This is a genomic window from Pseudomonas sp. GW821-FHT10B02 (genome assembly GCF_059415665.1).
Genome location: NZ_JBWKNR010000003.1, coordinates 157,692 through 181,257, shown reverse-complemented (window position 1 = coordinate 181,257; position 23,566 = coordinate 157,692). Strand labels below are relative to the sequence as shown.

Sequence of the window (23,566 nt, the reverse complement as noted above, 5' to 3'; positions counted from 1 at the left end):
GCGCCAGATCAAAAGGTGATGCTGGTCACGCGTTATGCGAGTGTGTCGGGCGCATGTCCTGGATGACGTGCTGGATCATTGCCTCCGGGCTGTAACCATACAGCGCCTCATGGTTCAGGCGCACCGGCTGTCCGCCGAGAAAATCCGCCAGCCCGCTGAAGTCATTGTCTTCAATGACATATATGTTTTCAGGGCGATAGATATCCAGCGTCTTGACCGATGCGTTATTGGTGATCAGCCGCTTGTTGAAATAAGCCGCTTCAAGGGTTCGCAGGGTGATGCCGGCCTGGCCGGGTTGATTGATTTCCAACAGAATGTCGGCGGCCATGGAACGGCGGATATTTTCTGCATAAGGCAGTACATCATCGATGTAGAAGCGTGACGCTGGCAGCGAGGTGGAGTCGGGTACTAAATGGAAATCAACCTGACAGCCGTTTTTTTCAAGCACCTGGGCGACTGACTCCACCAGCGCTGAACGCCCTTTGTCCCGCCCGAGGAAGAAGCAAGCAGGTGCAGTGCGATTGTCGCCACTCTGCTCGGCGAGGCGCAGCGCTTCGTCGAAGCCGAAGGGAAAGAACTGATTGAGGTAGTCCAGCCCCAAGGCATCGCATTGCGCCTTGTCGAAGCTGTAGAGTTTGTCAAAACGTGGCCGCAGGGCATCAATGAACGACGCCGTGACCAGGTCGCGGACCATCAGCACCTTATGGCCTTTGAAGCGCTCCACTATTGCCGGGTTGAGGCCGCGACGGAACTGGCCTTCATTGCAGATCAGAATGTCATCCTGTTTGACCTTGTGCGGCTTCATCAACTGATCGGCCAGCCAATGATGTCCTCGCGTTGGGCGATTGCGGCCTTTGCTGAATGAATTGAGATAGCGCCCGACACGCTTCATCCACTTCGGAGCCACCAGCATTTTTACGTCGTGGGAAGCAGCCAGATGATGGACCATCCTTTGTTCGTACTGCGCGGTCCACCCTAGGAAAAAAATTGTCATTGCGTTCTCTTTCAATTACTGCGGGCACATGGCCATGAGCCTGCCATCATACAACGCCAGAGGTCGTCAGGGACGGGGCTGGATCAGTGGGGCGAGCGTGCCGCTGGTCGAGGTGGCGGTCTGTTCAATCTGTTCCTCGAACCAGTTCAATACTGCGTGGCAGGCGGGGTGGGTCATGCCGCTGTCGCGCAACCACAGCGCATAGACCGCGCCGGTCTTCAGCGCCTCGCCGAAGGGGACTATCAGGTCGCCACGCATCAGTGCGTCGTGGGCCAGCATCCGGTCCGTCATGGCGACACCCAGACCGCGGCCCGCGGCATCCAGGGCCAGGTCGTCGAGGTTGAACATTATATGTTTGAAGCTGCGCTCGGACGGGTCCTGCTGTGCCTGTAGCCATACCGTCCACTCATGCCGTCGGGTGGAACCGTGGATCAGGGCATGCTGTTCAAGTTCGTCGAGCGCACGCGGGGGTGTCCGGCCATCACTGAAGGTCGGCGCGCAGACCGGAATCAGGTACTCCTCGAACAACAGTGTCAGTGGACGCTCGTCCAGCCCGTCGGGCAGATACAGCACATAGGCATCGCAGTCGCCGCCGGTGTCGACCAGCTCGCCGCTGACGGTCTCGATCGACAGGCAGAGGCCGGGATTGACAGTGTAGAACGAGCTCAACCTGGGCAGCAGCCAGCGCACCGCCAGCGACACGAAAACGCGAATGCGAAAAGGGCGGTCAAGCGACGCCGGTGCCAGTCGTTGTTCCAGGCCTCGCAACGACTTCAACATCTCCCGGGCGACCTCGTACACCTCGCGCCCCTGCGTGGTCAGCGCCACCTTGCGACTGGTGCGCTCGAACAGCACGGTCTGGTAGTGCTCTTCGAGCTGCTGAACCTGTCGGCTGATAGCACTCTGGGTCAGATGCAACTGCCGGGCAGCTTCGGTGAAGCTGCTGGTATCGGCCACTTTGACCAGCGTTTGCAATGCCTGCAAAGAGGGCACGCGAAGCATTTTATCCATGCTAAATCCGAATGGATGGATGAGTTTTTAGCGTTAGAGTCAATGCCCATATGCCCGTAGATTAAAGGTGTACACGGCGCATCAGCGGGTTATTGCCAATAACTCCTGCGCATTGATTGTGGAGGAGTGACAGACAATGAACAACCACTGTGGCTGGATCGCCCTGGCTGGCGAATCTGCTGTGCGGCCGCGGCTCGAAGGCCGGCAAAAGGTCGACTGGCTGATCATCGGCGGTGGCATCACCGGCCTTTCGGCAGCGCATACCCTGGCCAGCCGTTTTCCGTCTCAGCGTATTGCTTTGCTTGACCGCCAGCGGGTTGCCCAGGGTGCTTCTGCGCGCAACTCGGGCTTTGTGGTCAGCCATGAGTTGCCTGGTGCCAGCGAGCTGGTCGGCACCCCGGGATTTTCGGCCTATCAGGTTGCTTCGCGGATTGGCGTTGCGGCCGGCATTGAGGTCCGCCAGCGCATCGCCGAACTGGCTATCGACTGCGAACTCAGCAATGACGGCTACCACTTTGCCGTGCACGAGCCTGCGCACCTCGACGCTGTCGAGCAGACCCTGGAGACGTTGAAGGCGGTTGGCGCCCAGGCACGCTTCCTCGACGCGGGCGACCTCAAACAACGGTTGGGTACAGCGTTTTATAGTCGAGCCATTCACTGTGCTGGTGGGAACGGGCTGCTGCAGCCTGCGCGCTACGTCAAAGGCCTGGCCGACAGCCTGCCTGCGCAAGTCGAAGTCTACGAACACACTGCGGTCAGCGATTTGCAGCGTGCGCCGGGCAAGGGCTGGACAGCCCGTACTGCAGGCGGCGAGGTGCAGGCAAAACAGGTACTGATTTGTGTGGGCGCGTTCTTGCCAAGGGTCGGGGTGAAGCGCAGTGGCACGTTCCCGCTGGAGCTGAGCGCCAGCATCACCCGCCCGTTGACGCAAGACCACTGGCAGAGCCTGTTCGACGAGCAGGGCTGGGGTGTGCTCTCCACCTTGCCAGGCGGGTGCACGCTGCGCTTGCTGCCGGGGCATCGCCTGTTGATTCGCAATACCGTCGAGTACCGCCAGCACGACATTGACGCCCGAGGACTGGCGGCGCGCCAACGCGAGCACCTGCTGGGGCTGCAAAAGCGCTTCCCCGGCATCAACGCACAAGACCTCGAGTACACCTGGACCGGCCATCTGAGCGGCACCCGTTCTGGTGAGCCGTATTTCGCCAGGGTCGATGACGGCCTGCATACGGTCGCCGGTTGCAACGGTTCCGGCGTTGCCCGCGGCACCTTGTGGGGACGCTTGCTGGTCGAGATGGCGATTGGCGCCGACTCGGCCTTGCTCAGCGATGTTCTCGGCCAGGCCAAACCGGGCTATCTGCCACCCAGGCCGTTCTTCGACATGGGCGCCAAAGCCCGCATGGCCTGGGAAGTCTGGCGGGCCCGCAACGAACGTTGAACCCTTCGGCGCACACGCCGCAACAAAAACAAGAGAGGCACCCCATGATCAAGCGCACCTGCATGACCCTGTTGTCGATGGCGTTGCTGACCACGACGGCCCAGGCGGCTGAAACCGTCAACATTGCCAACTGGAGTGGTTACATCGCCGACGACACCCTGAGCGAGTTCACTCGTCGCACCCAGATCCAGACCACCTACGACCTGATCGACAGCAACGAGACCACCGAGGCCAAGTTGATGACCGGCAGCAGTGGCTATGACCTGGCCAGCCCATCCAACCACTTCCTGCCGCGCCTGATCAAGGCCGGGGCCATTCAGGAGCTGGATCGCAGCAAGCTGCCGAACTGGAACAACCTCGACCCCAAGCTGATGAAAATCCTCGAGGCCAGCGACCCGGGCAACCGCTACGCGATTCCCTACATGTGGGTAACCACCGGCATCGGCTACAACGTTGACAAGATCAAGGCGATCTTTGGCAACACCGACGTGACCCAGTCCTGGGACATGCTGTTCAAGCCGGAGAACATCGAGAAGCTCAGCCAGTGCGGCGTGGCGTTTCTCGACAATCCGACCCAGATCGTCTCGATCACCCTCAAGACCCTGGGGCTGGACCCACATAGCCAGGATCCGGCAGACCTGAAAAAGGCCGAAGCCGCCTTGATGACGATTCGTCCCTACATCAGCTATTTCCACCAGTCGAAGTACGTCAGTGACCTGGCCAACGGCAACATCTGCGTGGCCATCGGCTTCAGCGGCGACGTACTGCAGGCCATGAGCAGCGCGCAGCAGGCCGGCAACGGGGTGAACATCGGCTACAGCATCCCGCGCGAAGGCTCCACGGTGGCGGTCGACATGGTGGTGATCCCCAAGGGCGCGCCGCACCTGGAAAGCGCCTATGCCTACCTCAATTACCTGCTCGAGCCGAAGGTGATGCCAATATCAGCAACGCGGTGAAATACCCCAACGGCAATGCCGCCGCGCTGGAATACATCACGCCGGAATTACGCGACAACCCGGCGATCTATCCACCGTCTTCGGTGCTCGATTCGCTGTTTCCGATCAAGACCTTGTCACCGGCGGGCATGCGTTTGAGCACGCGGCTGTGGACGCGGGTGATCAGCGGGAAATGAGATGAAGGTTTTGTCGCCCTGGAGCGAGGGCAGGGATGTTCAGGCTGAATGTCTTGAAGGGGCTGGAGCGGGTGGGCACTTGTTTTCTGATATCCACAATTGCGTGCATGGCACCGTTACTCAGGGCTCCCCTCCAGAAATTGTTCAATCGGGAAACCATCGTGTAGGTACGGTGAACTGGGTGGCTCAAACCTATCCAGCCTGAGCGGTTACCAGTGGCGGGCTCGCCCTAACCTGCCACTGGTTTGGCCGATTACCTTACTGAGAAGCTGCGGCCGCTGCTTTGCGGGGAATGGAAATGCTCAGCTTTTTACTCCACTCCTGCGATGGCCTCTCGATTGCTATGTGAAGGATCCAGGATACAAAAGTTATCACCGCAATTGAAAGCGCTGCGCCAACGTGCAAGCTAATTCCATGCCTTGTAGTTTCGTAGAGAACTATCCAGGCAAGCGGTATGTGACATAAATAAAGCGGGTAACTGATATCACCGTAAAACTTTATGATCCCTCTTGGGTTCATACTTTGGCCAAGTACTAGTATTGCGACGAACATAGCAAGGATACCCAGTCCACCAAAGAAACTCGCGCCTATTGGCTCTCGCTGAGTTGAGAAAATAAAAATTGCTATCCCGTAAAGGGCGATTGTTGTTGCTATTCCGATACTGCCTTGCAATACGCTCACAGAGCGTGAGTAGAGAAGGAATACCGCCGAACCTATCAGCATGTAGGCAACGTTCACCGCAACAAATGACGTCCATTTAAGTGCGGCAACGACGGTCGGCCAGTTGCTCAGTCTTTCTAGTGGCATTGCGCCTATCGAAACAAGAGCAATACACGCAAGTGATGCAATGGTTAATTCCTTGAGCCCAAGCTTTGATTTGGTACTGGCTGCAACAGCGCTAAGCACCAAGTAAAATATGATTTCTACGGATAGGGTCCAAAGGACTGGAATCACCGCGCCTTGACCTAGCCAGCCAGACGTCAGAGTTGCGGAATTGAGTACATTCCCAAGACTGAATGGATATTCAGCGCCGTAGAAGTTGCAGTACAGCTTAACGAGGATGGCCGTTGCAATCACTGCCGCAATGCAGCTCGGATATATCCTGGCTGCACGCCTAGCCAAAAAGGTTAACTGGTTGGTTTTGTTGATGCTGATACTGATAACAAAGCCGCTTATAAGGAAGAACAGCATGACACCTAGATGCCCGGAGTTTGTGCCGAGACTGGCAAGCAGTAATTCAAACGATAGATAGTAAGCTTCCAGAAATCGTTGGCTTTCTGATATGGCCGTCCCTGTGATGGCTGGTACGTAGTAATGGGGCGATACAGAGTCATTGAAGCCAACTGAAAACATGTGCCCATACACAACCAGTAGGGCAGCAAAGCCCCTAAGGGCATGCAGTATCCCGATTCTTGTTTTTGGTGGAGTGACAGCGTCCATAGGGAAGTTCCTGTTTATGCGGCGTATGTGCGGCACTGCATTTTAAAATTTGCGGAAATTTATCACTTTTACCGATTGACGGATACGAGCCCGGCAGGACAGTAGAGTAAGCCATGGGGCCGTGCGTACGATGGTGCCGCTACCCACACGCGTACCTTTTCGGCGGTGTTGTGGGCTCCGCGACCCTCGATGCTTGCTTGCAGGTTGGCGCAGTCGGCCCGGGTGATCTTGCTCAAAGGCTTTTTGCCAAGGGCTGGCAATATGTCGTTCGTCAGAGCGCCATTGATTCCAGCGAGTGTCTTCTCGGCGCGACCGTCCTCGATCTTCTTTTCAAGCCACAGATCGGCGGCTCTGAAAGTGTCCGTCTCTGCCGCATCCCTGGACGCCTTGCGGTTTGCTTTGCGGGTGATGGGATCAACGCTGCCAGCGTTCAGCCTCTTTGCATCCTGCGCTTTGTCCCTGGCCTTTTTGGCGGGAACGTCAGGATAGGAACCAAGGCCGTGCCATCCCCATTTACCATCGGGCTTCTTGAATCTCAGTTCCCAGCGCTTCCGGCCGGTGCTGCCAACCATGAAATAGAGCCGATCAACTCCATAATTTTCGCGGTATTCCTTTTCCTCTGGTTCCAGGGAAGCCAGCGCCGTATCGGCCAATGGCCGGCGCTTGATTTCGGATCGCTTCATGGTGGTTTTTGTATGGTTTGGTTCGAACAGTTCTGCACCATATATCCCGCCATACACGGAATCAAGGGTAGTGGGGGAATGGCTGGGAATAGAAGGGATTGGCTGGGGATGGTTTTGAGTCAATGCTTTCGGGGTTGTGGGGTGTTGCGGGAAGGGATGGGATAACGGGGGAATGAAGGGCTGGAGCGGGTGAAGGGAATCGAACCCTCGTTATCAGCTTGGGAAGCTGGAGTAATGCCATTATACGACACCCGCTTGCAGGGCTGACGTTGTACCAGAAGTGCTCTGCGATTTGAAGCCTTGTTGTGCAAAAAGCCTGGGTCGTTGGCCGGTAGTGCGGGGTCATGCATCTTCCTTCTGCCCGTTCGGGCCGTTGATGCAGGAGGCTGCGCTACCGCCAACCAGGGTATTCAGATCGCCAGTGCATGATGCTCCTGGACGTGCTGATTACGGATGCGCGACTCCCGGACGGCGGGTTTGAGGAAACCCAGCAAGGCGTCACGCGTGGCGTTGCTGGCCGCCTTGTGTTCCATGTCGAGGAAGTGGCCGGTGGCGCGGATTTCGCTGAAGTGGCTGTTGCGCACATGCTGGCTGAACTGCCGGGCGTCATCGCTGGTGGTGTATTCGTCCCACTCGCCGTTGATGAACAGCACCGGAATGTCGATCACCCGGGCCGAGCGCAGGGCATTGTCCAGGTCGTGGTCGAGCACCTGGTTGATGTGAAAGTGCATCTGCGCGTATTCGTGGTTGTCCAGGCTGCTGACGTGCCGGTAGTTGAAGCGCTTGAACAGCGATGGCAGGTGTTTGCCGATGGTGTCGTTGACCAGGTTGCCGACCTGGTAGCGGTCACAGGCACTGAGGTACTGGCAGCCACGTTCAAGGTACTCGCGCATCGGCTCGTTGATCACCGGCGAGAACGAGCTGACCACGGCCTTTTCGATGCGCCGTGGCTTGTGCGCCAGGGCCAGCAGGGTGCAGGCGCCGCCCCAGGAAAACGACATCACATGGTCGGCGGCGAAGTGGTCGATCAGCTCGAGGAGGATCTGCCCCTCGGTTTCCTTGGTCAGCAGCCGCTCGTGGCGGTTGTGTGCCTTGGACTTGCCGGCATAGGGCTGATCGTAGAGCACCACGTTGAATTGCGGGTGCAGGCTGCGCACCGTCTGGGCAAACGAGGCCGTCGTGGCCAGCGAGCCATTGATCAGGATGATTGTCTTCTCAGCGGCGTCTGCGCGATAGAACTCCGTGTAAACCCGATACTGACCTTGTATATCAAGCACAGCAATTTCTGGCCTCATGTCGTCGACTCCTGGCGCAAAAAGGGTGTTCGCACATGCAAGGATGCGCGTTCTTTATGACAGGTAGGCATACGCCTTGAAGAGAAACTGAGGGCCCTTGTCGATCCTGTAACGCCGGTCGACGGGTATTGTTCTAGGTGGGCAATCTGCCGGACTCCGGTGCTTCAAGGCACGGGTAGCCAGCAAAAAGGTGTCTTGGACTACGGGCGTGACTGATTGGTCACATGCAGACCGACGATTGGATTCAAGCAGGCAGCGGAGTAACCCGCAAGTGCCTTTGGGGAAATTGACGAAACTTTTCTGCCCGGCGGTCGTGACCTCAGATCGCCAGGATTTCCTCGGGATAGAGCGCGCGGTACTCGCCGGGACGCAAACCGGGGTCCAGGTGCAGCGGGCCCATGGCTTCGCGGTGCAGGCGCAGCACCTTGTTGTCGAAGTGACCGAACATGCGCTTGACCTGATGGTAGCGGCCTTCAACGATGCTCAGGCGCGCGCTGCGCGGGCCGAGCTGGGTCAGTTCGGCGGGCAGGGTGGTGAGGTCCTCGAAGGCGAAGTAGAAGCCCTGCTGGAATTTTTCGAGGTAATGGGCTTCGATGACCTGCTCGGTTTCGACGTAGTAGATCTTCGGCAGTTTGGTTTGCGGCTGGGTCAGGCGTCGTGACCATTGGCCGTCGTTGGTCAGCAGCATCAGGCCGGTGGTGTTGAAGTCCAGGCGTCCGGCAATGTGCAACTCGTGCTTGTCCGCTTCATCGATCAGGTCGAGCACGGTGCGGTGCTCCGGGTCCTGGGTGGCGCTGACGCAGCCCTGGGGTTTGTGCAGCATCAGGTAGCGCGCCGCACGTCCGGCCTGCAGCAACTGTTCATCGACCTCGATGCGGCTGAATTCACGCACTTCCAGGCGTGGGTCGCTGACGCAATAACCGTCCACACGCACCCGTCGTTCTGCCAGCAGCAGGCGTACTTGCTGACGGTTGAAGCAGGGCAGGTTGCTGAGGAATCGATCGAGACGCATACAAGGCCAGGTGCAGGGCGCTGCAGTTTAACGCTCGCCGACGGGTTTTGCCGCTTCCAGTTGTTCCAGCACCTGGGCGCAGGCGGGGCACAGGCAAGCCTTGTTGCGCTGTTCGACAGGCAACGCCTCAAGCACTTCGGCGGCGATGCTGACGCTGTAGCACCAGCACGCCTGGGCCGCTGTGCGCGGGTCGGCGAGGCTGCAGCGGTTGCTGGCGCCACAGGCGGGGCAGCGTTGGGTGTCATTCATAGTCGGACCTGGGCATTTCTACGCAGACACGGTTGCGTCCACTTTGCTTGGCGCGGTACAGCGCATGATCGGCGCGGGCGATCAGGCTGTGCAGGGTATCCTCCGGCTGCAGGCTGCTCAAGCCGATGCTGGTGGTCAAGCGGATCACTTTGTCGGCGAAGCTGAAATCCCGTTGTTCGGTGTGCAGGCGGAGCTTTTCCGCTACTTCCTGGGCATGAGCACCGTCGGTGTCCTTGAGCAGTACGATGAACTCCTCGCCACCCCAGCGACAGATAATATCCGCCTGGCGCAGGCAGTTTTCCAGTACGTCAGCGAACTGGCGCAGGACTTCGTCCCCGGCCAGGTGGCCATGGGTGTCGTTGAGTTGCTTGAAGTGATCGAGATCGATCAGCAAGGCGACCAGTGGCTTGGGCTCGCGCTGGGATTCTTGTAGCGCCTGGGCGGCCAGCAGGTCGAAGCCGCGGCGGTTGGGCAGGCCGGTGAGGCTGTCACGGGTGGCCAGGGTTTCGATATTGTCCTGATGGCGCTTGACCATGGCGTTGAGCAGCGACAGCACCACCAGGCCGATGATGGTGCAGATCACCAGGTTCAGGTACAGCGACTGGCGGATGTTATCCAGGGCGCCGTCTTCGCGTTTGTCGACGAACAGGTACCAGTTCAGCTCTGGCACCAGGCGCACGTTGAGAAAGTGACTGTGACCGTCACTGCTCAGGTATTCATGGCTGCCGCTGACCGGTTGTGGCATCTGCCTGAGCAATTCCCGCAAACCGTCCAGTTCGCGTAGCGACTGGCCCGTGCGGGCACCATGGGCACCGCCCTTTGAGCCGGTCAACACCACGTTGCCTTGCGGATCGACGAAGTACACCTGACGCTGGTAGCGCTGCTGGTAGTCATCGATCAGGCGCACCACGGCTTCGACCGTAAGACCGATGCCGGCGACACCGATGAAGTTGCCGCTGTAGTCGAACACGCGGTAGTTGATGAACACCGTCAGCTTGTCCTGGTTGGCCATGTCCAGGTCGACGTTGATTTCATAGGGCGCGTCCAGTTTCAGCACCCGGTAGTACCAGGCGTCGCGCGGCTCCTGCGGGTCGATTTTCTTCATTACGCCTTTTTGCGCCTGGTAGTAGTTGCCAGTGGCGCTGGAGACGAAAAATGCGGTGTAGGCACGGTACTGGCCCATGACTTCATTGAGGTAGCGGGAGATTTGCGCCGGGTCGCGTTCACCGCCCAGTGCCCAGTCACGCAGGAAGGTGTCGTGGGCCATCATCGAGGAGATCAGGATCGGTCGCACCAGATCCTTCTGGATTTCCGAATAGACCGTGTCGGAGGTCAGTGGCAGCTCGGTGTTGACGATGCTTTCGCGGATCGAACTGCGCGAGGCGTAATAGCTCAGCAGCGACGTGGCCAGGAAGCCGCAGCCAAGCAACAACAGCAAGGTCAGGATCAGCGAACGCTGCGAAAACAGGGCGGAGCGAGGCAATATGGCATTCCCTTGATATAGGCCAATGCCGTTCATTCTAGTGTTACGGCCGGAAAATAACTGGATAAATATCAAGGGTATTACCCTTGTTGCAAATTATTGCGGCAAGGGCACCGGATCGGCTTTATGTGGTCTTAATCTGTGTCGGTCAGCGCTTGCCGATCGACGCCGACCAGCGCCGCTGGGATGGGCAGTTTCGCGGTCCAGGAGGCCGCCATGTATCGCCGACTTTTGCTTGTTGCAATGCTGAGTTTGCTGACCGCCGGCTGTGTTCCTTACGGAGGTAACGGTTACTACCATCGCACCGAAGTCTATACCGCTGATCGCTATGGCTATCCGGGCTATTACCAGCCTGGCTATCAATACAACCGTGGTTACTATGTGGTGCCGCAACCGCGTTACTACTCGCCGCCACCAAAGTATTACCGTTCAACGCCGCACTATTACCGCTCGACGCCTCATTACAACCGCGCGACGCCGCACTATTACCGCTCGGCACCGGATCATTACTACAAGCCCTACCCAGGTCGTGGCTATGACCGTTATCGCCAGGGCAATTCACGCCACGACCGCAATGGCGATGGCCGGCGCGACGGTAACTGGCATCGTTAGGCCATTCAGGCCAGGTCCGCCAATGGATGGCGGCCTTCCCAGGCCTTGCGAAAGTGCGCCTGGATTACTGCTGTTGGCACCTGGGTGATGTCCGCCCAGTGCCAGCGCGGTTTCTGGTCCTTGTCGATCAAACGCGCACGCACACCTTCACTGAACTCTGGATGCCGACAGCAATTGAGACTGATGGCGTATTCCATCTGGAATACCTGGGCCAGTGACAGGTGCCGTGCCCGTTGGATCTGCTCCCAGACCAGGTGAGCGGTCAGCGGACAGCCTTCAAGCATGGTTTGCGCGGCTTTGGCCAGCAGCAGGTCGGAGTGATTGCGCAGCTGTGCGATGGCGCGCCAGGCACACACCGGATCGGCGACATCGAGCAGTGCGTCAATCTGTTTGCGCCGTGGCAGCCACTGGGCTTCGGGCAGTTGACTCTGCCCCCCGTTCTGCTGGGCTTTGAGCAGGCTGTTGAGCTGCAGGGCGGTTTGTTCCTGCCAGTTCAGTTGCAGCAGGTCGTCGAGCAGTTCTTTTTGCTGGTTTTCCCCAAGCAGGCGGTCGGCCAGGCCCAGGTCCAGGGCATCCCTGGCGTTGATCGGCGCGCCGGTTAGGCCGAGAAACAAGCCGAGCTTGCCTGGCAAGCGCGCGAGAAACCAGCTGGCGCCGACATCGGGGTACAGGCCGATACTGATTTCCGGCATGGCCAGACGGCTGCTTGGCGTGACGATGCGCACGCTGGAGCCTTGCAGCAGGCCCATGCCACCGCCGAGCACATGCCCGTGGCCCCAGCACAGCAAGGGTTTGGGGTAAGTGTGCAGACGGTAATCCAGGCGATATTCTGCGGCGAAGAAGTGCGCGGCCAGTGGCGGCACCTCACCCGGGTGGTGGCGACAAGCCTCGGCCAGGCTGCGCACCTCACCGCCGGCACAGAAGGCCTTGGGTCCGGTACCGCGCAGCAATACGCAGACGATGTCCGGGTCATTGGCCCAGATCGTGAGTTGCTCGTCGAGCACCTCGATCATCGGTAGTGATAAGGCATTGAGTGTCTGAGGCGCATTCAGTGTGGCGATGCCGATACGGGCACCATCGACGCCGGTGAGTTCTTCGCACTGTACGGCAGCCATGGCGGACCTCTTTGTTTTGATCCGGACAAGTATGGTCGCTGTTGGCGATTATGACGGTCGCCGGTCGGATCGATTGACAAGCACCGGCAGCTTTCCTAGTGTCGCGCCATTGTTTACGGATGGCCCCATGACTGACGACGATCGCATCAAACTTGAACCGAGCTGGAAAGAAGCGCTGCGCGCCGAGTTCGACCAGCCTTATATGCAGCAACTGCGGGAATTCCTGCGCCAGGAATATGCGGCGGGCAAAGAGATTTATCCACCGGGCCCGTTGATTTTCAACGCGCTCAATTCCACGCCGCTGGATCAGGTGAAAGTGGTGATCCTCGGCCAGGATCCCTACCACGGCCCTGGCCAGGCCCATGGTCTGTGTTTTTCGGTGCAGCCGGGGATTCCCACGCCGCCGTCGCTGGTCAACATTTACAAGGAATTGCACCGCGACCTGAACATCGAGATTCCCACGCATGGCTGCCTGCAGCACTGGGCGGATCAAGGTGTGTTGCTGCTCAATACCACCATGACCGTGGAGCGGGCCAATGCCGCCTCGCACGCCAAGAAGGGCTGGGAGTTCTTCACCGACCGCATCATCGAACTGGTCAGCGAGCATCAGCCCAACACGGTGTTCCTGCTCTGGGGCGCCCATGCGCAGAGCAAGCAGACGCTGATCGATGGCACCAAGCATCTGGTGCTCAAGTCGGTGCACCCGTCGCCGTTGTCCGCCTACCGCGGGTTCCTCGGCTGTGGGCATTTCAGCCGGACCAACAAGTTCCTCGAACAACACGGCCTGACGCCGGTCGAGTGGGCGTTGCCACCTTTGTAAAGGTAACTACCTGGCATTTTTGTCAGGTGCGTGGTGATACGCCCAATGGTTATAACAACGCCTGCAGACTCGAATCACGGTGAGGTATTAACCCGCCTCCGACCGACCTAGCGCAGGGAATAACCATGAAGGTAACCAGTGCAATCAAGTGCAGTGGGGTGGGTGTTTTGATGGGGGCTGTGTCATTGACTGGATATGCAGGGTCGGTCGATAGCATTCCCCCTCAACCGGTAGACGCTTCTACGTTCAGCAAATATGAGAAAGCAGCCGGATCATGCCAACAATACATTGAGCGTGCAGCGTGGAAGTACAGAGACAATCAGTACTCGCTTGAAATTACTCCGACTACCTGTGGACGGCAGATTACAGATCAGGACACCGCGCATTTCTTTGATGAGCTCGTACGAGATTACGCTGATCCGGTTTACTGGAAAAATACGCACGGATTGAGGCATCAACTCATTTGCCATTTCATCATCGCCAGAAATAAACCCACCTGGAATATTGAGCCCTGGCGTCCTGATGTAGGGCTGGACAAAACAATCGAAGGCTCAGCGGAGTTTGGAGGGGGCTGTAACCCTGCCGATCCTTTGCCCTACGACACTCCCTGACATCAGTAATCCACCGTGAAAAAGGAAGCGTCAGCTTCCTTTTTCGTTTCGGTCCGGATGTGTACTTTGCTCTGCGTGCCAGTGACGAAACAGTGGTTCGGCCAGAAACAGCACGAACAGCAAACGCATCACCTGCAACGCCGTCACCAGCGGAACCGATAACTGCAAGGTCTCGGCGGTCAGGCTCATTTCCGCGATACCGCCGGGCATCATGCCCAGGGTCAAGGAACGCAGGTCCAGCTGGGTCAGATGGCTCAAGGTCCAGGCAGCAACGGCTGCGATCAGCATGCTTAACGCCGTGGCGATCAAGGTGCGCCCGAGGAAGGAGGGCGCCCGGCGGAAGAATGCCCGATTGAAGTGACAGCCCAGGCCGCTGCCAATCAGCCATTGGCCGATCTGGCTGGCGCCGTCGGGCAGGGCAATTTGCAGATCGAAGCCGACACTGGCGACGGCTGCAACCAGCAGCGGGCCGAACAGCCAGGGATTGGGCTGTTTCAGGCGCTGCCACAGGCATGCCATGACGATAGCCAACGGGCAGATCAACGCCAGCCAGCCCCAGCTGACACTACCGTTGTGGGTAATGGCAACGCCATCGCCCAGCAGGTATTTGAACAGCGCCGGTACGCATAGCACCACCGCCAGTACCCTCAGGCTCTGTGCGGCAGCGACCTGACTGAGCACCGCACCGTTGCGGGCACCGAGATTGACCATCTCCCCGGAGCCGCCAGGCATGCTGGAAAAAAACGCCGTAGCGCGGTCTTCACCGGTACGGCGCAGCAACCAGATGCCAACGACGCTGGAGACGCTGGTAATCAATGCGCCGCAGAAGATCAGACCGAAATTGCTCGCCACCTGCTCGACTACCGCCGGGGTGAAGTGCAGGCCGATGCCGATGCCGATGATCCACTGCCCGCATTTACGCCCGCCGGGAATTTCGCTCAATTGCCAGGGCGTCAGGCAGCGCACCAGGATGATCGCCAGCAGCGAGCCGACCATCCATGGCAGCGGCCAGCCGACCTGGCTGGCGAGATACCCGCCTGCCAGACCGACCAGCCCTGTGGCCCAGAACAGCTGCGAGGGCCGCTCAGACATCGGCCAGGGCGCGACGCTGGAGGCTGCGCTTGCGCCAGATGCGCAGCAGTGGAAATGCCAGCATCACCGCAGTCAGCGTCCAGACCGTCATGCTGATCGGGCTCGACCAGAGAATATCCAGGCCGCCGTTGGAGATTGACAGGGCGCGGCGCAGGTTCTGCTCCATCAGGCCGCCAAGGATAAAGCCGAGCAGCAACGGCGACAGCGGGAAATCGAGCTTGCGCAGGATATAACCGAAGATGCCGATACCAATCATCAGGAACAGGTCAAAGGTCGTGGCGTGCACGGCATACACACCGATGGCGGTAATGATTGCAATCACCGGCACCAGTGCCCAGTTCGGCACGGCAAGGATGCGGGTGAACAGACGCACCATTGGAACGTTCAGTATGAGCAGCATGACGTTGGCAATGAACAGCGAAGCAATCAAGCCCCAGACAATGTCTGGCTGCTGTTGGAACAGCAGGGGACCGGGGGTGATGTTGTACAGGGTCAAGGCGCCGATCATCACCGCGGTCGTACCCGAACCGGGTACACCCAGGGTCAGCATCGGTACCAGAGCACCGCAGCATGCAGCACCGATGGCGGTTTCCGGCGCTGCCAGGCCACGCTTGTCGCCCTGGCCGAATTTACCGCTGGCACCCGCCACGCGTTTTTCCGTCATGTAGGCAACCGCACTGGCCAGGGTTGCCCCGGCACCGGGTAACACCCCCATGATGAAACCCAGCACGCCACAGCGGATGTTCACCCAGAATACCGAGGCCGCTTCCTTGAGGTTGAAGAGCATGCGCCCGGTGGCCTTGACCGCTTGATGGCCATGGTGGGTTTTTTCCAGAAGCAGCAGAATCTCGCTGATCGAGAACAGGCCCAGCACCAGTACGACGAACTGAATGCCGTCGGCCAGGTTCACGCTGTCGCCGGTAAAACGGTATACGCCGCTGTTGGCATCGATGCCGACACAGGACAGAAACAGGCCAATCAGTGCCGCGATGAAGGTTTTCAGTGGTTTGTCACCTGCCATGCCGCCCAGGCAGACAATGGCAAAGACCATCAGCACAAAGTACTCCGCCGGGCCAAAGGCAATGGCCCACTTGGCCAGCAAGGGCGCGAACAGGACCATACCGCAGGTGGCGATGAATGCGCCGATGAACGAGCTCCAAGCCGACAACGACAGGGCGACACCGGCAAGGCCTTTGCGGGCCATCGGGTAGCCATCGAGGGTGGTCATCACCGTCGCGGCTTCGCCGGGAATGTTAAGCAGGATCGAGCTGATGCGGCCACCATACTCGCAACCCAGGTACACCGCAGCCAGCAGGATCAGCGCCGACTCCGGAGGCAGGCCGAGGGCGAAAGCAATCGGGATCAGCAGCGCTACACCGTTAATCGGGCCCAGGCCCGGCAGCAGGCCAACGACAGTACCGATCAGGCTGCCGCACAGCGCAGTGACCAGGTTGTAAGGGCTCAGGGCAACGCCGAAGCCCTGGCCAAGATAACCAAGCGTATCCATGTCAGTTCTCCAGTACGTCGAGCAGGCCCAGGGGCAGTGGAACATCCATTACACGGTCAAACAGCCAATACAGCGCGATGCTCATCAGCGTGATGATGACGATGCTGGGCAGCCAGCGCCCGTCGTAAAGACGTGCCATGGGGACGCCGACAAGGATGCTGCTCAGTACAAATCCCAGGGGTTCGAAAGTGCTGGCAAAGAGCAGAAGCAAGGCCACACAGATACCGATCTTGTTCAGGGATTCGCGGTCCAGTTCAGGTTCATCGTCCTTGCGCACGATGGGGGTGGGACGAAAGGCCAGGTACAACAGACCGCAGCCCATCAGGCCGATAATCAGTAACGGGAAGGCACGAGGACCGACAGGCTCGTAGGAAAACGCAGCCTGATAGGGCCAGGCCATTACTGCCAGAGCGGCACAGACCGCTAGCAGCAACAAGGCAAAAACGCGTTGCAGGATCATTGGGGAATCCTCTTTTCGCGGGGCAAGCCCGCTCCCACAGAGGGAACTGTGTAGGAGCGGGCTTGCCCCGCGATGCTTCTAGAAAGGTTGGGAGATTACTGAATCAGCCCGAATTCCTTGGCCAGGGCCTTGTAGTCAGCCACCTGTTTCTTCACGTAGGTGTCCAGCTCCGCACCGGTCATGGCAAAGGGGAACAGTTCGCGCTGGTCACGCAGCTTGGCGAACTCTTCCGAGGTCAGCAGCTTGTCGAACGAGGTCTTCCACCAGTCGTACTCTTCATCCGTTACCTTCGGCCCCAGATAGAAGCCGCGCACCACCGGCCAGACGATGTCGTAACCCTGTTCCTTGGCGGTCGGAATATCTTTCATCTTCGGCTCGTCCAGGCGCTTTTCAGCGAACACCGCCAGCAGGCGCATGTCACCGCTCTGGATGTGTGGCATGGAGTCGGAGATGTCGGTACTGCCCACCTGGATGTGTCCACCCAGCAGCGCCGTGGCGATTTCACCTCCGCCTTCAAGGGCGACATAGCGCAGGTCGCGCGGGTCGATGCCGGCGGCCTTGGCGATCAGCGCGGTCTGCATCCAGTCCTGGCTACCGACGGTGCCGCCCGAGCCGATGACTACTTTGCTCGGGTCTTTCTTCAGCGCGGCAACCAGGTCGTCGAGGGTCTTGTAGGGCGAGTCGTTTTTCACTGCGATGGCACCATAGCTGGTGCCAACGGCTGCCAGCCAGCGCACGGCGTTCTCGTCGAAGCGGCCGAACTTGCCCTGGGCCAGGTTGAGCAGCGAGCCGCTGGACCAGGCTACCAGGGTCCCGGCATCCGCCGGGCGCTGGGCAACCACGGCGTTGTAGGCAACCGCGCCGACGCCGCCAGGCATGTAGGTCACGCGCATGGGTTTGGTAAGGATCTTCTCGTTGACCAGGGCGCTTTGCACCAACTTGCAGGTCAGGTCGAAGCCGCCGCCGGGGGAGGCGGGGGCGATGCATTCAGGACGTTTGGGTTCGCCAGCCATGGCTTGGCCGGCAAGCATCAAACAGGCAGTGGCGAGGGCAATGCGGCGCAGTGAAAAGGTCATCGTCTATCTCCGTGAGCATTATTGTTATCGGGGATTACCACAATGCAAGGCTGTAGCTCACCAGCAGCCGCACCTCGTCCGCATCGCGGGCGAAGTTCGAACGGAAGGTGGCGTTGCGCAGGCGCACGGCGACGTTTTTCAGGGCGCCACTTTGCACCACATACTTGAACTCGGTATTGCGTTCCCACTCCTTGCCTTCACCGCCATCGGCCAGGCTGACATTATCGCCGCTGATGTAGCGGGTCATGAAGGTCAGGCCGGGAATTCCCAGTTTGGCGAAGTCATAGTCGTAGCGGGCCTGCCAGGAGCGCTCGTCGGCACCGGCGAAGTCGTTGATCTGCACGAAGTTGACCAGGTACGGGTCGGCACCGTCGACGTAAGGGAAAGCGGTATCGCCTGACAGGTGCTGGTAACCGGCGCTGAACTTGTGGCCGATGAGGCTGTAGCTGAGCATGCCGTTGAGGGCGGTGTTGTCGATGTTGCCGCCACGGGCCTGGCCCTGGTCATCGCTGAGTGCCATGCGCAGGTCGGCGCCGAAAGTACCGGGACCCCAGGGCTGGGTGGCGAGCATGCCGACAAAGTGCTGGCGATAAACATCATCGAGCTGCGCCCAGTGGTAGCTGCCGGTGATCCTGTCGGTGAACTTGTAGTCCAGGCCAGCCATGTCGAAATGGTTGCCGGCCACGGTGCCGAGAAAGCGGCTGTTCTTGTTGTTGAGGGCGATGTCCTGGTTGTCGGTACTGTCGCGGTCCTTGGCTTTTTCCAGGCGTCCGCCGGTGAACGTCAGGTTCTTGATTTCGCCGGACGTCAGCAGGCCGCCTTCAAAAGTCTGCGGCAGGATGCGACCATCGTTGGGCTGCAGGGTCGGCAGTTCCGGCATCAGCGTGCCGACTTTCAGTTCGGTGGCCGAGATCTTTACCTTGCCGGTCAGGCCGAGCTTGGAATACTCGTCGGCGGCGCGGCCGTTATCGTGGGTAGGCAGCAGGCCGCTGCCGGTACGATCAGGGCTGGAGTCGAGCTTGATACCGAGCATCCCCAAAGCATCGAGGCCAAAGCCTACGGTACCGTCGGTATAGCCGGACTCGAAGTTGATCATGAACCCCTGGGCCCACTCGTCACGCTTGGACTGCTGGGCGCTGGTGCCATCGCGAAAGTCGCGGTTGAAGTACATGTTGCGGGTTTCGAAGGTCGCCTTGCTGTCATCGAAGAAGGCGGCCTGGCTCAGCGGTGCGACGCCGGCAAGGGCGAGGGCGCTGGCAACTGCGGACTGGCGAGAAGGTAAACGGCGGATAGGCGCGTGCGCCTGTGGCTGCATGGACAGCATGGTGAAGTAACTCCGTTTTTGTTCTTATTAATTCGAACGTCAATGTTCGGTTATACGGCAAGCAGAGTGAGCCGTGAGGGGATGCTAGGGGCTGAACCTTTCGCTAACCTTTCAACTGTTTTTCATTGTTGCGAAGGCTTCACAGGTGCGCTGTCGGCTGTACACTCCGCGCCATTGACCGCGACGCGAACGGGGAGAAAACGATGCGTGTGCTGCTCGTCGAAGACCATCTGCAGCTGGCTGAAAGCGTGGCCCAGGCCCTGAAAAGTACCGGCCTGACCGTGGATGTGCTGCACGATGGCGTGGCCGCCGACCTGGCCCTGGCCAGTGAGGAATATGCCGTGGCGGTGCTCGATGTCGGCCTGCCGCGCATGGACGGCTTCGAAGTGCTGGCGCGTCTGCGCGCCCGTGGCAAAACCGTGCCGGTGCTGATGCTGACTGCGCGCAGTGACGTCAAGGACCGGGTTCACGGCCTGAACCTGGGGGCCGATGACTACCTGGCCAAGCCGTTCGAACTGACCGAGCTGGAAGCGCGGGTCAAGGCCCTGTTGCGCCGCAGCGTGCTCGGCGGTGAGCGTCAACAGCGCTGCGGTCCGCTGGTATACGACCTCGATACCCGGCGTTTCACCCTCGGTGACGAATTGCTGACCCTGACTTCCCGCGAGCAGGCCGTACTTGAAGCGCTGATCGCGCGTCCGGGGCGGGTGATGAGCAAAGAGCAACTGGCCGCCCAGGTCTTCGGTCTGGATGAAGAAGCCAGCGCCGATGCCATCGAGATCTATATCCATCGCCTGCGCAAGAAGCTCGATGGCCATGCTGTGGCCATCGTTACCTTCAGGGGGCTCGGCTACCTGCTTGAGCATCGCGATGCGTGACAGCGTCAGCCTGCGCGGGCGGCTGCTGTGGAACCTGGCCTTGCTGCTGGTGGTGCTGATGCTGGCCAGCGGTCTGAGTGCCTACTGGAATGGTCGCGAAGCGGCCGACACCGCCTACGACCGCACCCTGCTGGCTTCCGCGCGAACCATTGCCGCGGGCTTGTCCCAGCGTGACGGCACCCTCAGCGCCGACGTGCCCTATGTGGCCCTGGATACCTTTGCCTACGACAGCGCCGGACGTATCTACTACCAGGTCAATGACATTCATCAGCGCCTGATCTCCGGTTACGAAAACCTCCCTGCGCCACCACCGGGTACGCCGCGCACCGATGATTACCCGGCCCTGGCGCGCTTCTACAACGCGCGCTACCTGGGTCAGGACGTGCGTGTAGTGAGCTTGCTCAAGGCCGTCACCGAACCGAACATGAACGGTATGGCCGAGATCCGCGTGGCTGAAACCGAAGAGGCGCGGGTGCGCATGGCCCGCAGCCTGATGGCCGATACCCTGTTGCGTCTGGGCATGCTGGCGCTCGGCGCATTGATGCTGGTGTGGTTTGCGGTGAGCGCTGCGTTGCGGCCGCTGGAGCGCTTGCGCAGTGCGGTGGAAGAGCGTCAACCCGACGACCTGCGGGCCTTGCCGTTGGTCGAAGTGCAGCGTGAATTGAGCCCTCTGGTACGTGCCTTGAACCATTTCACCGAACGCCTGCGCGGTCAGTTCGAGCGTCAGGCGCAGTTCATCGCCGAGGCCGCCCATGAGCTGCGCACACCGCTGGCGGCGCTCAAGGCCAGGGTCGAACTGGGCTTGCGCTCGAATGAACCCCAGGTCTGGCGCGAGACCCTGGAGTCAGCGGCCCAGGGCACCGACCGCCTGACCCACCTGGCCAACCAGCTGCTCTCCCTGGCACGGGTGGAAAACGGTGCGCGGGCCATTGCCGAAGGCGGTGCACAGTCGCTTGACCTCAGCCAGCTGGCGCGCGAACTGGGCATGGCCATGGCACCGCTGGCCTACGCCCGCGGTGTGGCGCTGGCGCTGGAAGCCGAAGCACCTGTGCATGTGCGTGGCGAACCGACATTGCTCAACGAGCTGCTCAGTAACCTGGTGGACAACGCCTTGGCCCATACCCCCGAAGGCGGCAATGTGATCTTGCGGGTTTACGCGCCAGGGGTGCTGGAAGTCGAGGACGATGGCCCGGGGATTCCTGAAAACGAGCGCGAACGGGTGTTCGAGCGCTTCTATCGACGCAGTGCGCAAGGCACCGGCCTGGGTCTGGCGATCGTCGGCGAGATCTGCCGCGCCCATCTGGCGCAGATCAGTCTTCACGACGGCGAGGGTGGCGGCTTGAAAGTGCGGGTCAGTTTTACCGTCGATTAACGGAACATCGCGCGGGCATAGAGCAGATCGCTGGCCACCAGTTCGGTACCGGTCGGCAGTCCCAGGTGGCGGTAGGCGGGCAACGCCGCCAAGGGCCGCGACTTGCCGATGGCCGGGCTCAGGGCCCGGGCGATCTGGACGATGTCGACGTAATCGACCCGGTCGCTGCCGCGGTCCAGATCCAGAACCTGTCCAGGCAGCTTGACCAGTTGCTCGGGAAACTCCCAGCTGCTGAGGATCTTGTCACCCAGTACCGGATGGATCTGGTCGATTACATAGTTCAGGCACACCGGATCGGAAAGCAGCTCGTTGTGCTCCTCGGCATAGATCAGGATCGGCAACACGCCAATCTGGTGAACCAGGCCGGCGAGGGCGGCCTGATCAGGCTTGAGCTGGGTGTAGCGCAAGCAAAGTTCGTAGCTGATGCCGGCTACTTCCAGGCTGGTTGCCCAGATTTCGCGCATTTTCTTTTCCACTACCTCGGAGCGGGCGTGGAAGATCTGCTCGATCACCAGGCCGACGGCCAGGTTGCAGCTGTAGTTGATGCCAAGGCGGGTGATCGCGGTCTGCAGGTCGGTGACCTCGACGGTGGCACGCAACAGCGGGCTGTTCACCACCTTGATCAGGCGTGCCGACAGGGCGGCGTCGCGGCCGATGACCTTGCTCAGGGCGCTGACGCTGATCTCGGTGTCTTCAGCGGCCTCGCGAATGCTCAAGGCGACCTCCGGCAGGGTCGGCAGTACCAGGTCATCATTTTTGATGGCGGCCAGTAACTGGGCCTGGACCATCTCGGCCAGCTTGTTCATCGCGGATCTCTACAGCAATTCAAAAGGGCCCCGGCGTTCGATGCGCCGGGGCAGGGCTGGCTCAGCGCTGGATTTCGCGGTCGCGGTCCAGTTCGTACGGCAGCGACAGCAGTTCCAGGCGCGGGCCGTCGAGGCTTCCCAGGTGCAGGTTGTTGTCTTCCACGGCATCGGCGGTCAGTACTGCCAGCAGTTCGCTGCCGGTTGCGCTGCGGGCCGCCAGAACCACTTCGCCCACCGAAGAGCCATGGGTCGGCGAGAAGATCTCGGTACCCGGCTCGGGCAGGGTTTCGCTCGCCAGGGCCACGCGGTACTGGCGGCGCTTGAGCTTGCCCAGGTACTGCATGCGGGCGACGATCTCCTGGCCGGTGTAGCAGCCTTTCTTGAAGCTGACGCCACCGACGGCCTGCAGGTTGATCATCTGCGGTATGAACAGCTCACGGGTCTGGGCCATGACCTGACCGATGCCAGCGCGGATTTGCCCGAGCAGCCAGTCGTTAAGCTCGGCTTTTGGCAGCTTCCCGGCTAACTGTGCCTGCACACGCTCTGCCTGTTCGGCAGGCGCCCACAGTTCGATGCGACCGGGCGAGACGGCAACGGCAATCAGCCTGTCGTGGCGCGTTACAGCGTCAATCTGACCCGGCACCTCAAGGTCCAGCGCCTGCAGCGCTGCGTCACCTGCTTGCAAGCCAAAGCGGACCCAGGCATCACTGTCATCGGTCAGCTTGGCCTTGGAGAACACCGCGTATTTCTTCAGGTCGGCCAGTTGCGCTTCAAGCAACTCGCGGGTCATGGCCAGGAGAAAACCATCGCCCTCAGGCAGGATGCGAAAGCTCGACTGCATGCGGCCCTTGACCATGCAGCGCGCGCCGAGGCTGCTGGTGCTGTCGCTCAGGTAGTTGATGTTGCAGGTCAGTTGGCCTTGCAGGAACTTGCCGGCGTCCGAGCCGCGGACGGCGAGGACGCCTTCGTGGGATAGGGTGCAGAAAAAAGCGGAATCGGCCATGGGATATCGCAGGGTAGTAAGACTGAGGGCCATGATAGAGCGCCGTTGGCAAAATAGGTAGTTGAGCGCGTCCCTCTGTCATTATTTGCTCACATGTCCGGACCAACGTCTCGTGTCCCCCGGGCGCTGGCTCTGTATACTGGCGGCCTATTTTAG

The 23,566-nt window shown here is 60.0% G+C and carries 22 protein-coding genes, 1 tRNA gene and 1 pseudogene; 7 read left to right on the top strand and 17 right to left on the bottom strand.

The window, feature by feature from the left end:
• Window positions 1-25: 25 nt before the first annotated feature.
• Window positions 26-994 carry a WaaS/CpsH family glycosyltransferase gene (locus tag AC07OF_RS06515; RefSeq protein ID WP_157191331.1) on the bottom strand — a complete coding sequence of 323 codons (969 nt, stop codon included), beginning with the start codon at window positions 992-994 and terminating at the stop codon, window positions 26-28.
• A 66-nt stretch (window positions 995-1,060) separates the two neighbouring features.
• Window positions 1,061-2,005, bottom strand: a complete 945-nt coding sequence (locus tag AC07OF_RS06510) for a LysR substrate-binding domain-containing protein (protein WP_157191332.1) — start codon at window positions 2,003-2,005, stop codon at window positions 1,061-1,063.
• Between the two features lie 136 nt (window positions 2,006-2,141).
• Between AC07OF_RS06510 and AC07OF_RS06505 the strand changes: the two genes are divergently transcribed.
• Together AC07OF_RS06505 and AC07OF_RS06500 are read left to right on the top strand one after the other, a co-directional pair.
• A complete protein-coding gene (locus tag AC07OF_RS06505; protein WP_476446605.1) occupies window positions 2,142-3,443 on the top strand; it encodes an NAD(P)/FAD-dependent oxidoreductase in 1,302 nt (433 codons plus the stop codon).
• 44 nt (window positions 3,444-3,487) lie between these two features.
• Window positions 3,488-4,575: pseudogene (locus AC07OF_RS06500) on the top strand (polyamine ABC transporter substrate-binding protein).
• 258 nt (window positions 4,576-4,833) lie between these two features.
• On the opposite strand, the gene AC07OF_RS06495 reads toward AC07OF_RS06500, so the two are convergent.
• The 7 genes from AC07OF_RS06495 to AC07OF_RS06465 form a co-directional block, all read right to left on the bottom strand.
• Entirely contained in the window at window positions 4,834-6,015 is a 1,182-nt protein-coding gene (locus AC07OF_RS06495) for an acyltransferase family protein (RefSeq protein WP_157191335.1), read from the bottom strand.
• A gap of 68 nt (window positions 6,016-6,083) precedes the next feature.
• Entirely contained in the window at window positions 6,084-6,698 is a 615-nt protein-coding gene (locus tag AC07OF_RS06490) for a tyrosine-type recombinase/integrase (protein WP_157191336.1), read from the bottom strand.
• A 181-nt stretch (window positions 6,699-6,879) separates the two neighbouring features.
• Window positions 6,880-6,953: transfer RNA gene (locus AC07OF_RS06485), tRNA-Gly, on the bottom strand.
• Window positions 6,954-7,108: 155 nt separating this feature from the next.
• On the bottom strand, window positions 7,109-7,993 hold the full coding sequence (locus AC07OF_RS06480; protein ID WP_191830949.1) for an alpha/beta fold hydrolase: 885 nt from the start codon (window positions 7,991-7,993) through the stop codon (window positions 7,109-7,111).
• A gap of 319 nt (window positions 7,994-8,312) precedes the next feature.
• Window positions 8,313-9,005, bottom strand: coding sequence for a pseudouridine synthase (locus AC07OF_RS06475; protein WP_476446607.1), 693 nt, complete (start codon window positions 9,003-9,005; stop codon window positions 8,313-8,315).
• Window positions 9,006-9,032: 27 nt separating this feature from the next.
• The gene (locus tag AC07OF_RS06470) at window positions 9,033-9,254 is read right to left on the bottom strand and encodes a cysteine-rich CWC family protein (RefSeq protein WP_157191339.1); all 222 of its coding nucleotides are present in this window, start codon (window positions 9,252-9,254) and stop codon (window positions 9,033-9,035) included.
• Window positions 9,247-10,737, bottom strand: a complete 1,491-nt coding sequence (locus AC07OF_RS06465) for a sensor domain-containing diguanylate cyclase (protein ID WP_476446608.1) — start codon at window positions 10,735-10,737, stop codon at window positions 9,247-9,249. The genes AC07OF_RS06470 and AC07OF_RS06465 overlap by 8 nt, the downstream gene beginning before the upstream one ends.
• 216 nt (window positions 10,738-10,953) lie before the next feature.
• On the opposite strand from AC07OF_RS06465, the gene AC07OF_RS06460 reads away from it, so the two are divergent.
• A complete protein-coding gene (locus AC07OF_RS06460) occupies window positions 10,954-11,349 on the top strand; it encodes a hypothetical protein (RefSeq protein ID WP_495072679.1) in 396 nt (131 codons plus the stop codon).
• A gap of 5 nt (window positions 11,350-11,354) precedes the next feature.
• Here the strand turns inward: AC07OF_RS06460 and dspII are convergent, their stop codons facing one another.
• Window positions 11,355-12,464, bottom strand: coding sequence for an enoyl-CoA hydratase/isomerase DspII (dspII, locus tag AC07OF_RS06455; protein ID WP_495072678.1), 1,110 nt, complete (start codon window positions 12,462-12,464; stop codon window positions 11,355-11,357).
• A gap of 127 nt (window positions 12,465-12,591) precedes the next feature.
• Between dspII and ung the strand changes: the two genes are divergently transcribed.
• Both ung and AC07OF_RS06445 read left to right on the top strand, forming a co-directional pair.
• Window positions 12,592-13,284, top strand: a complete 693-nt coding sequence (ung, locus tag AC07OF_RS06450) for a uracil-DNA glycosylase (protein ID WP_495072677.1) — start codon at window positions 12,592-12,594, stop codon at window positions 13,282-13,284.
• 125 nt (window positions 13,285-13,409) lie between these two features.
• Window positions 13,410-13,895, top strand: a complete 486-nt coding sequence (locus tag AC07OF_RS06445; RefSeq protein ID WP_157191344.1) for a DUF2599 domain-containing protein — start codon at window positions 13,410-13,412, stop codon at window positions 13,893-13,895.
• A gap of 30 nt (window positions 13,896-13,925) precedes the next feature.
• Here the strand turns inward: AC07OF_RS06445 and AC07OF_RS06440 are convergent, their stop codons facing one another.
• The 5 genes from AC07OF_RS06440 to AC07OF_RS06420 all read right to left on the bottom strand — a co-directional run bounded on the left by AC07OF_RS06440 (window position 13,926) and on the right by AC07OF_RS06420 (window position 19,354).
• Window positions 13,926-14,987 (bottom strand): AbrB family transcriptional regulator, encoded by a 1,062-nt coding sequence (locus AC07OF_RS06440; protein ID WP_495072676.1) that lies wholly within the window; start codon window positions 14,985-14,987, stop codon window positions 13,926-13,928.
• Window positions 14,980-16,494, bottom strand: coding sequence for a tripartite tricarboxylate transporter permease (locus AC07OF_RS06435; protein WP_038607585.1), 1,515 nt, complete (start codon window positions 16,492-16,494; stop codon window positions 14,980-14,982). The genes AC07OF_RS06440 and AC07OF_RS06435 overlap by 8 nt, the downstream gene beginning before the upstream one ends.
• 1 nt (window position 16,495) lies before the next feature.
• Entirely contained in the window at window positions 16,496-16,954 is a 459-nt protein-coding gene (locus tag AC07OF_RS06430; protein ID WP_157191346.1) for a tripartite tricarboxylate transporter TctB family protein, read from the bottom strand.
• A 95-nt stretch (window positions 16,955-17,049) separates the two neighbouring features.
• Window positions 17,050-18,030, bottom strand: a complete 981-nt coding sequence (locus tag AC07OF_RS06425) for a Bug family tripartite tricarboxylate transporter substrate binding protein (RefSeq protein ID WP_038607590.1) — start codon at window positions 18,028-18,030, stop codon at window positions 17,050-17,052.
• 34 nt (window positions 18,031-18,064) lie between these two features.
• Entirely contained in the window at window positions 18,065-19,354 is a 1,290-nt protein-coding gene (locus AC07OF_RS06420) for an OprD family porin (protein ID WP_157191347.1), read from the bottom strand.
• A gap of 203 nt (window positions 19,355-19,557) precedes the next feature.
• On the opposite strand from AC07OF_RS06420, the gene AC07OF_RS06415 reads away from it, so the two are divergent.
• Both AC07OF_RS06415 and AC07OF_RS06410 read left to right on the top strand, forming a co-directional pair.
• On the top strand, window positions 19,558-20,229 hold the full coding sequence (locus tag AC07OF_RS06415) for a response regulator (RefSeq protein WP_038607596.1): 672 nt from the start codon (window positions 19,558-19,560) through the stop codon (window positions 20,227-20,229).
• A complete protein-coding gene (locus tag AC07OF_RS06410) occupies window positions 20,222-21,601 on the top strand; it encodes a sensor histidine kinase (protein ID WP_157191349.1) in 1,380 nt (459 codons plus the stop codon). Before AC07OF_RS06415 ends, AC07OF_RS06410 begins: the two co-directional genes overlap by 8 nt.
• On the opposite strand, the gene AC07OF_RS06405 is transcribed toward AC07OF_RS06410, so the two are convergent.
• The gene (locus tag AC07OF_RS06405) at window positions 21,598-22,407 is read right to left on the bottom strand and encodes an HDOD domain-containing protein (protein WP_157191350.1); all 810 of its coding nucleotides are present in this window, start codon (window positions 22,405-22,407) and stop codon (window positions 21,598-21,600) included. The genes AC07OF_RS06410 and AC07OF_RS06405 overlap by 4 nt on opposite strands.
• Before the next feature lie 61 nt (window positions 22,408-22,468).
• The gene (ygfZ, locus tag AC07OF_RS06400; RefSeq protein WP_157194693.1) at window positions 22,469-23,410 is read right to left on the bottom strand and encodes a CAF17-like 4Fe-4S cluster assembly/insertion protein YgfZ; all 942 of its coding nucleotides are present in this window, start codon (window positions 23,408-23,410) and stop codon (window positions 22,469-22,471) included.
• Window positions 23,411-23,566 lie beyond the last annotated feature (156 nt).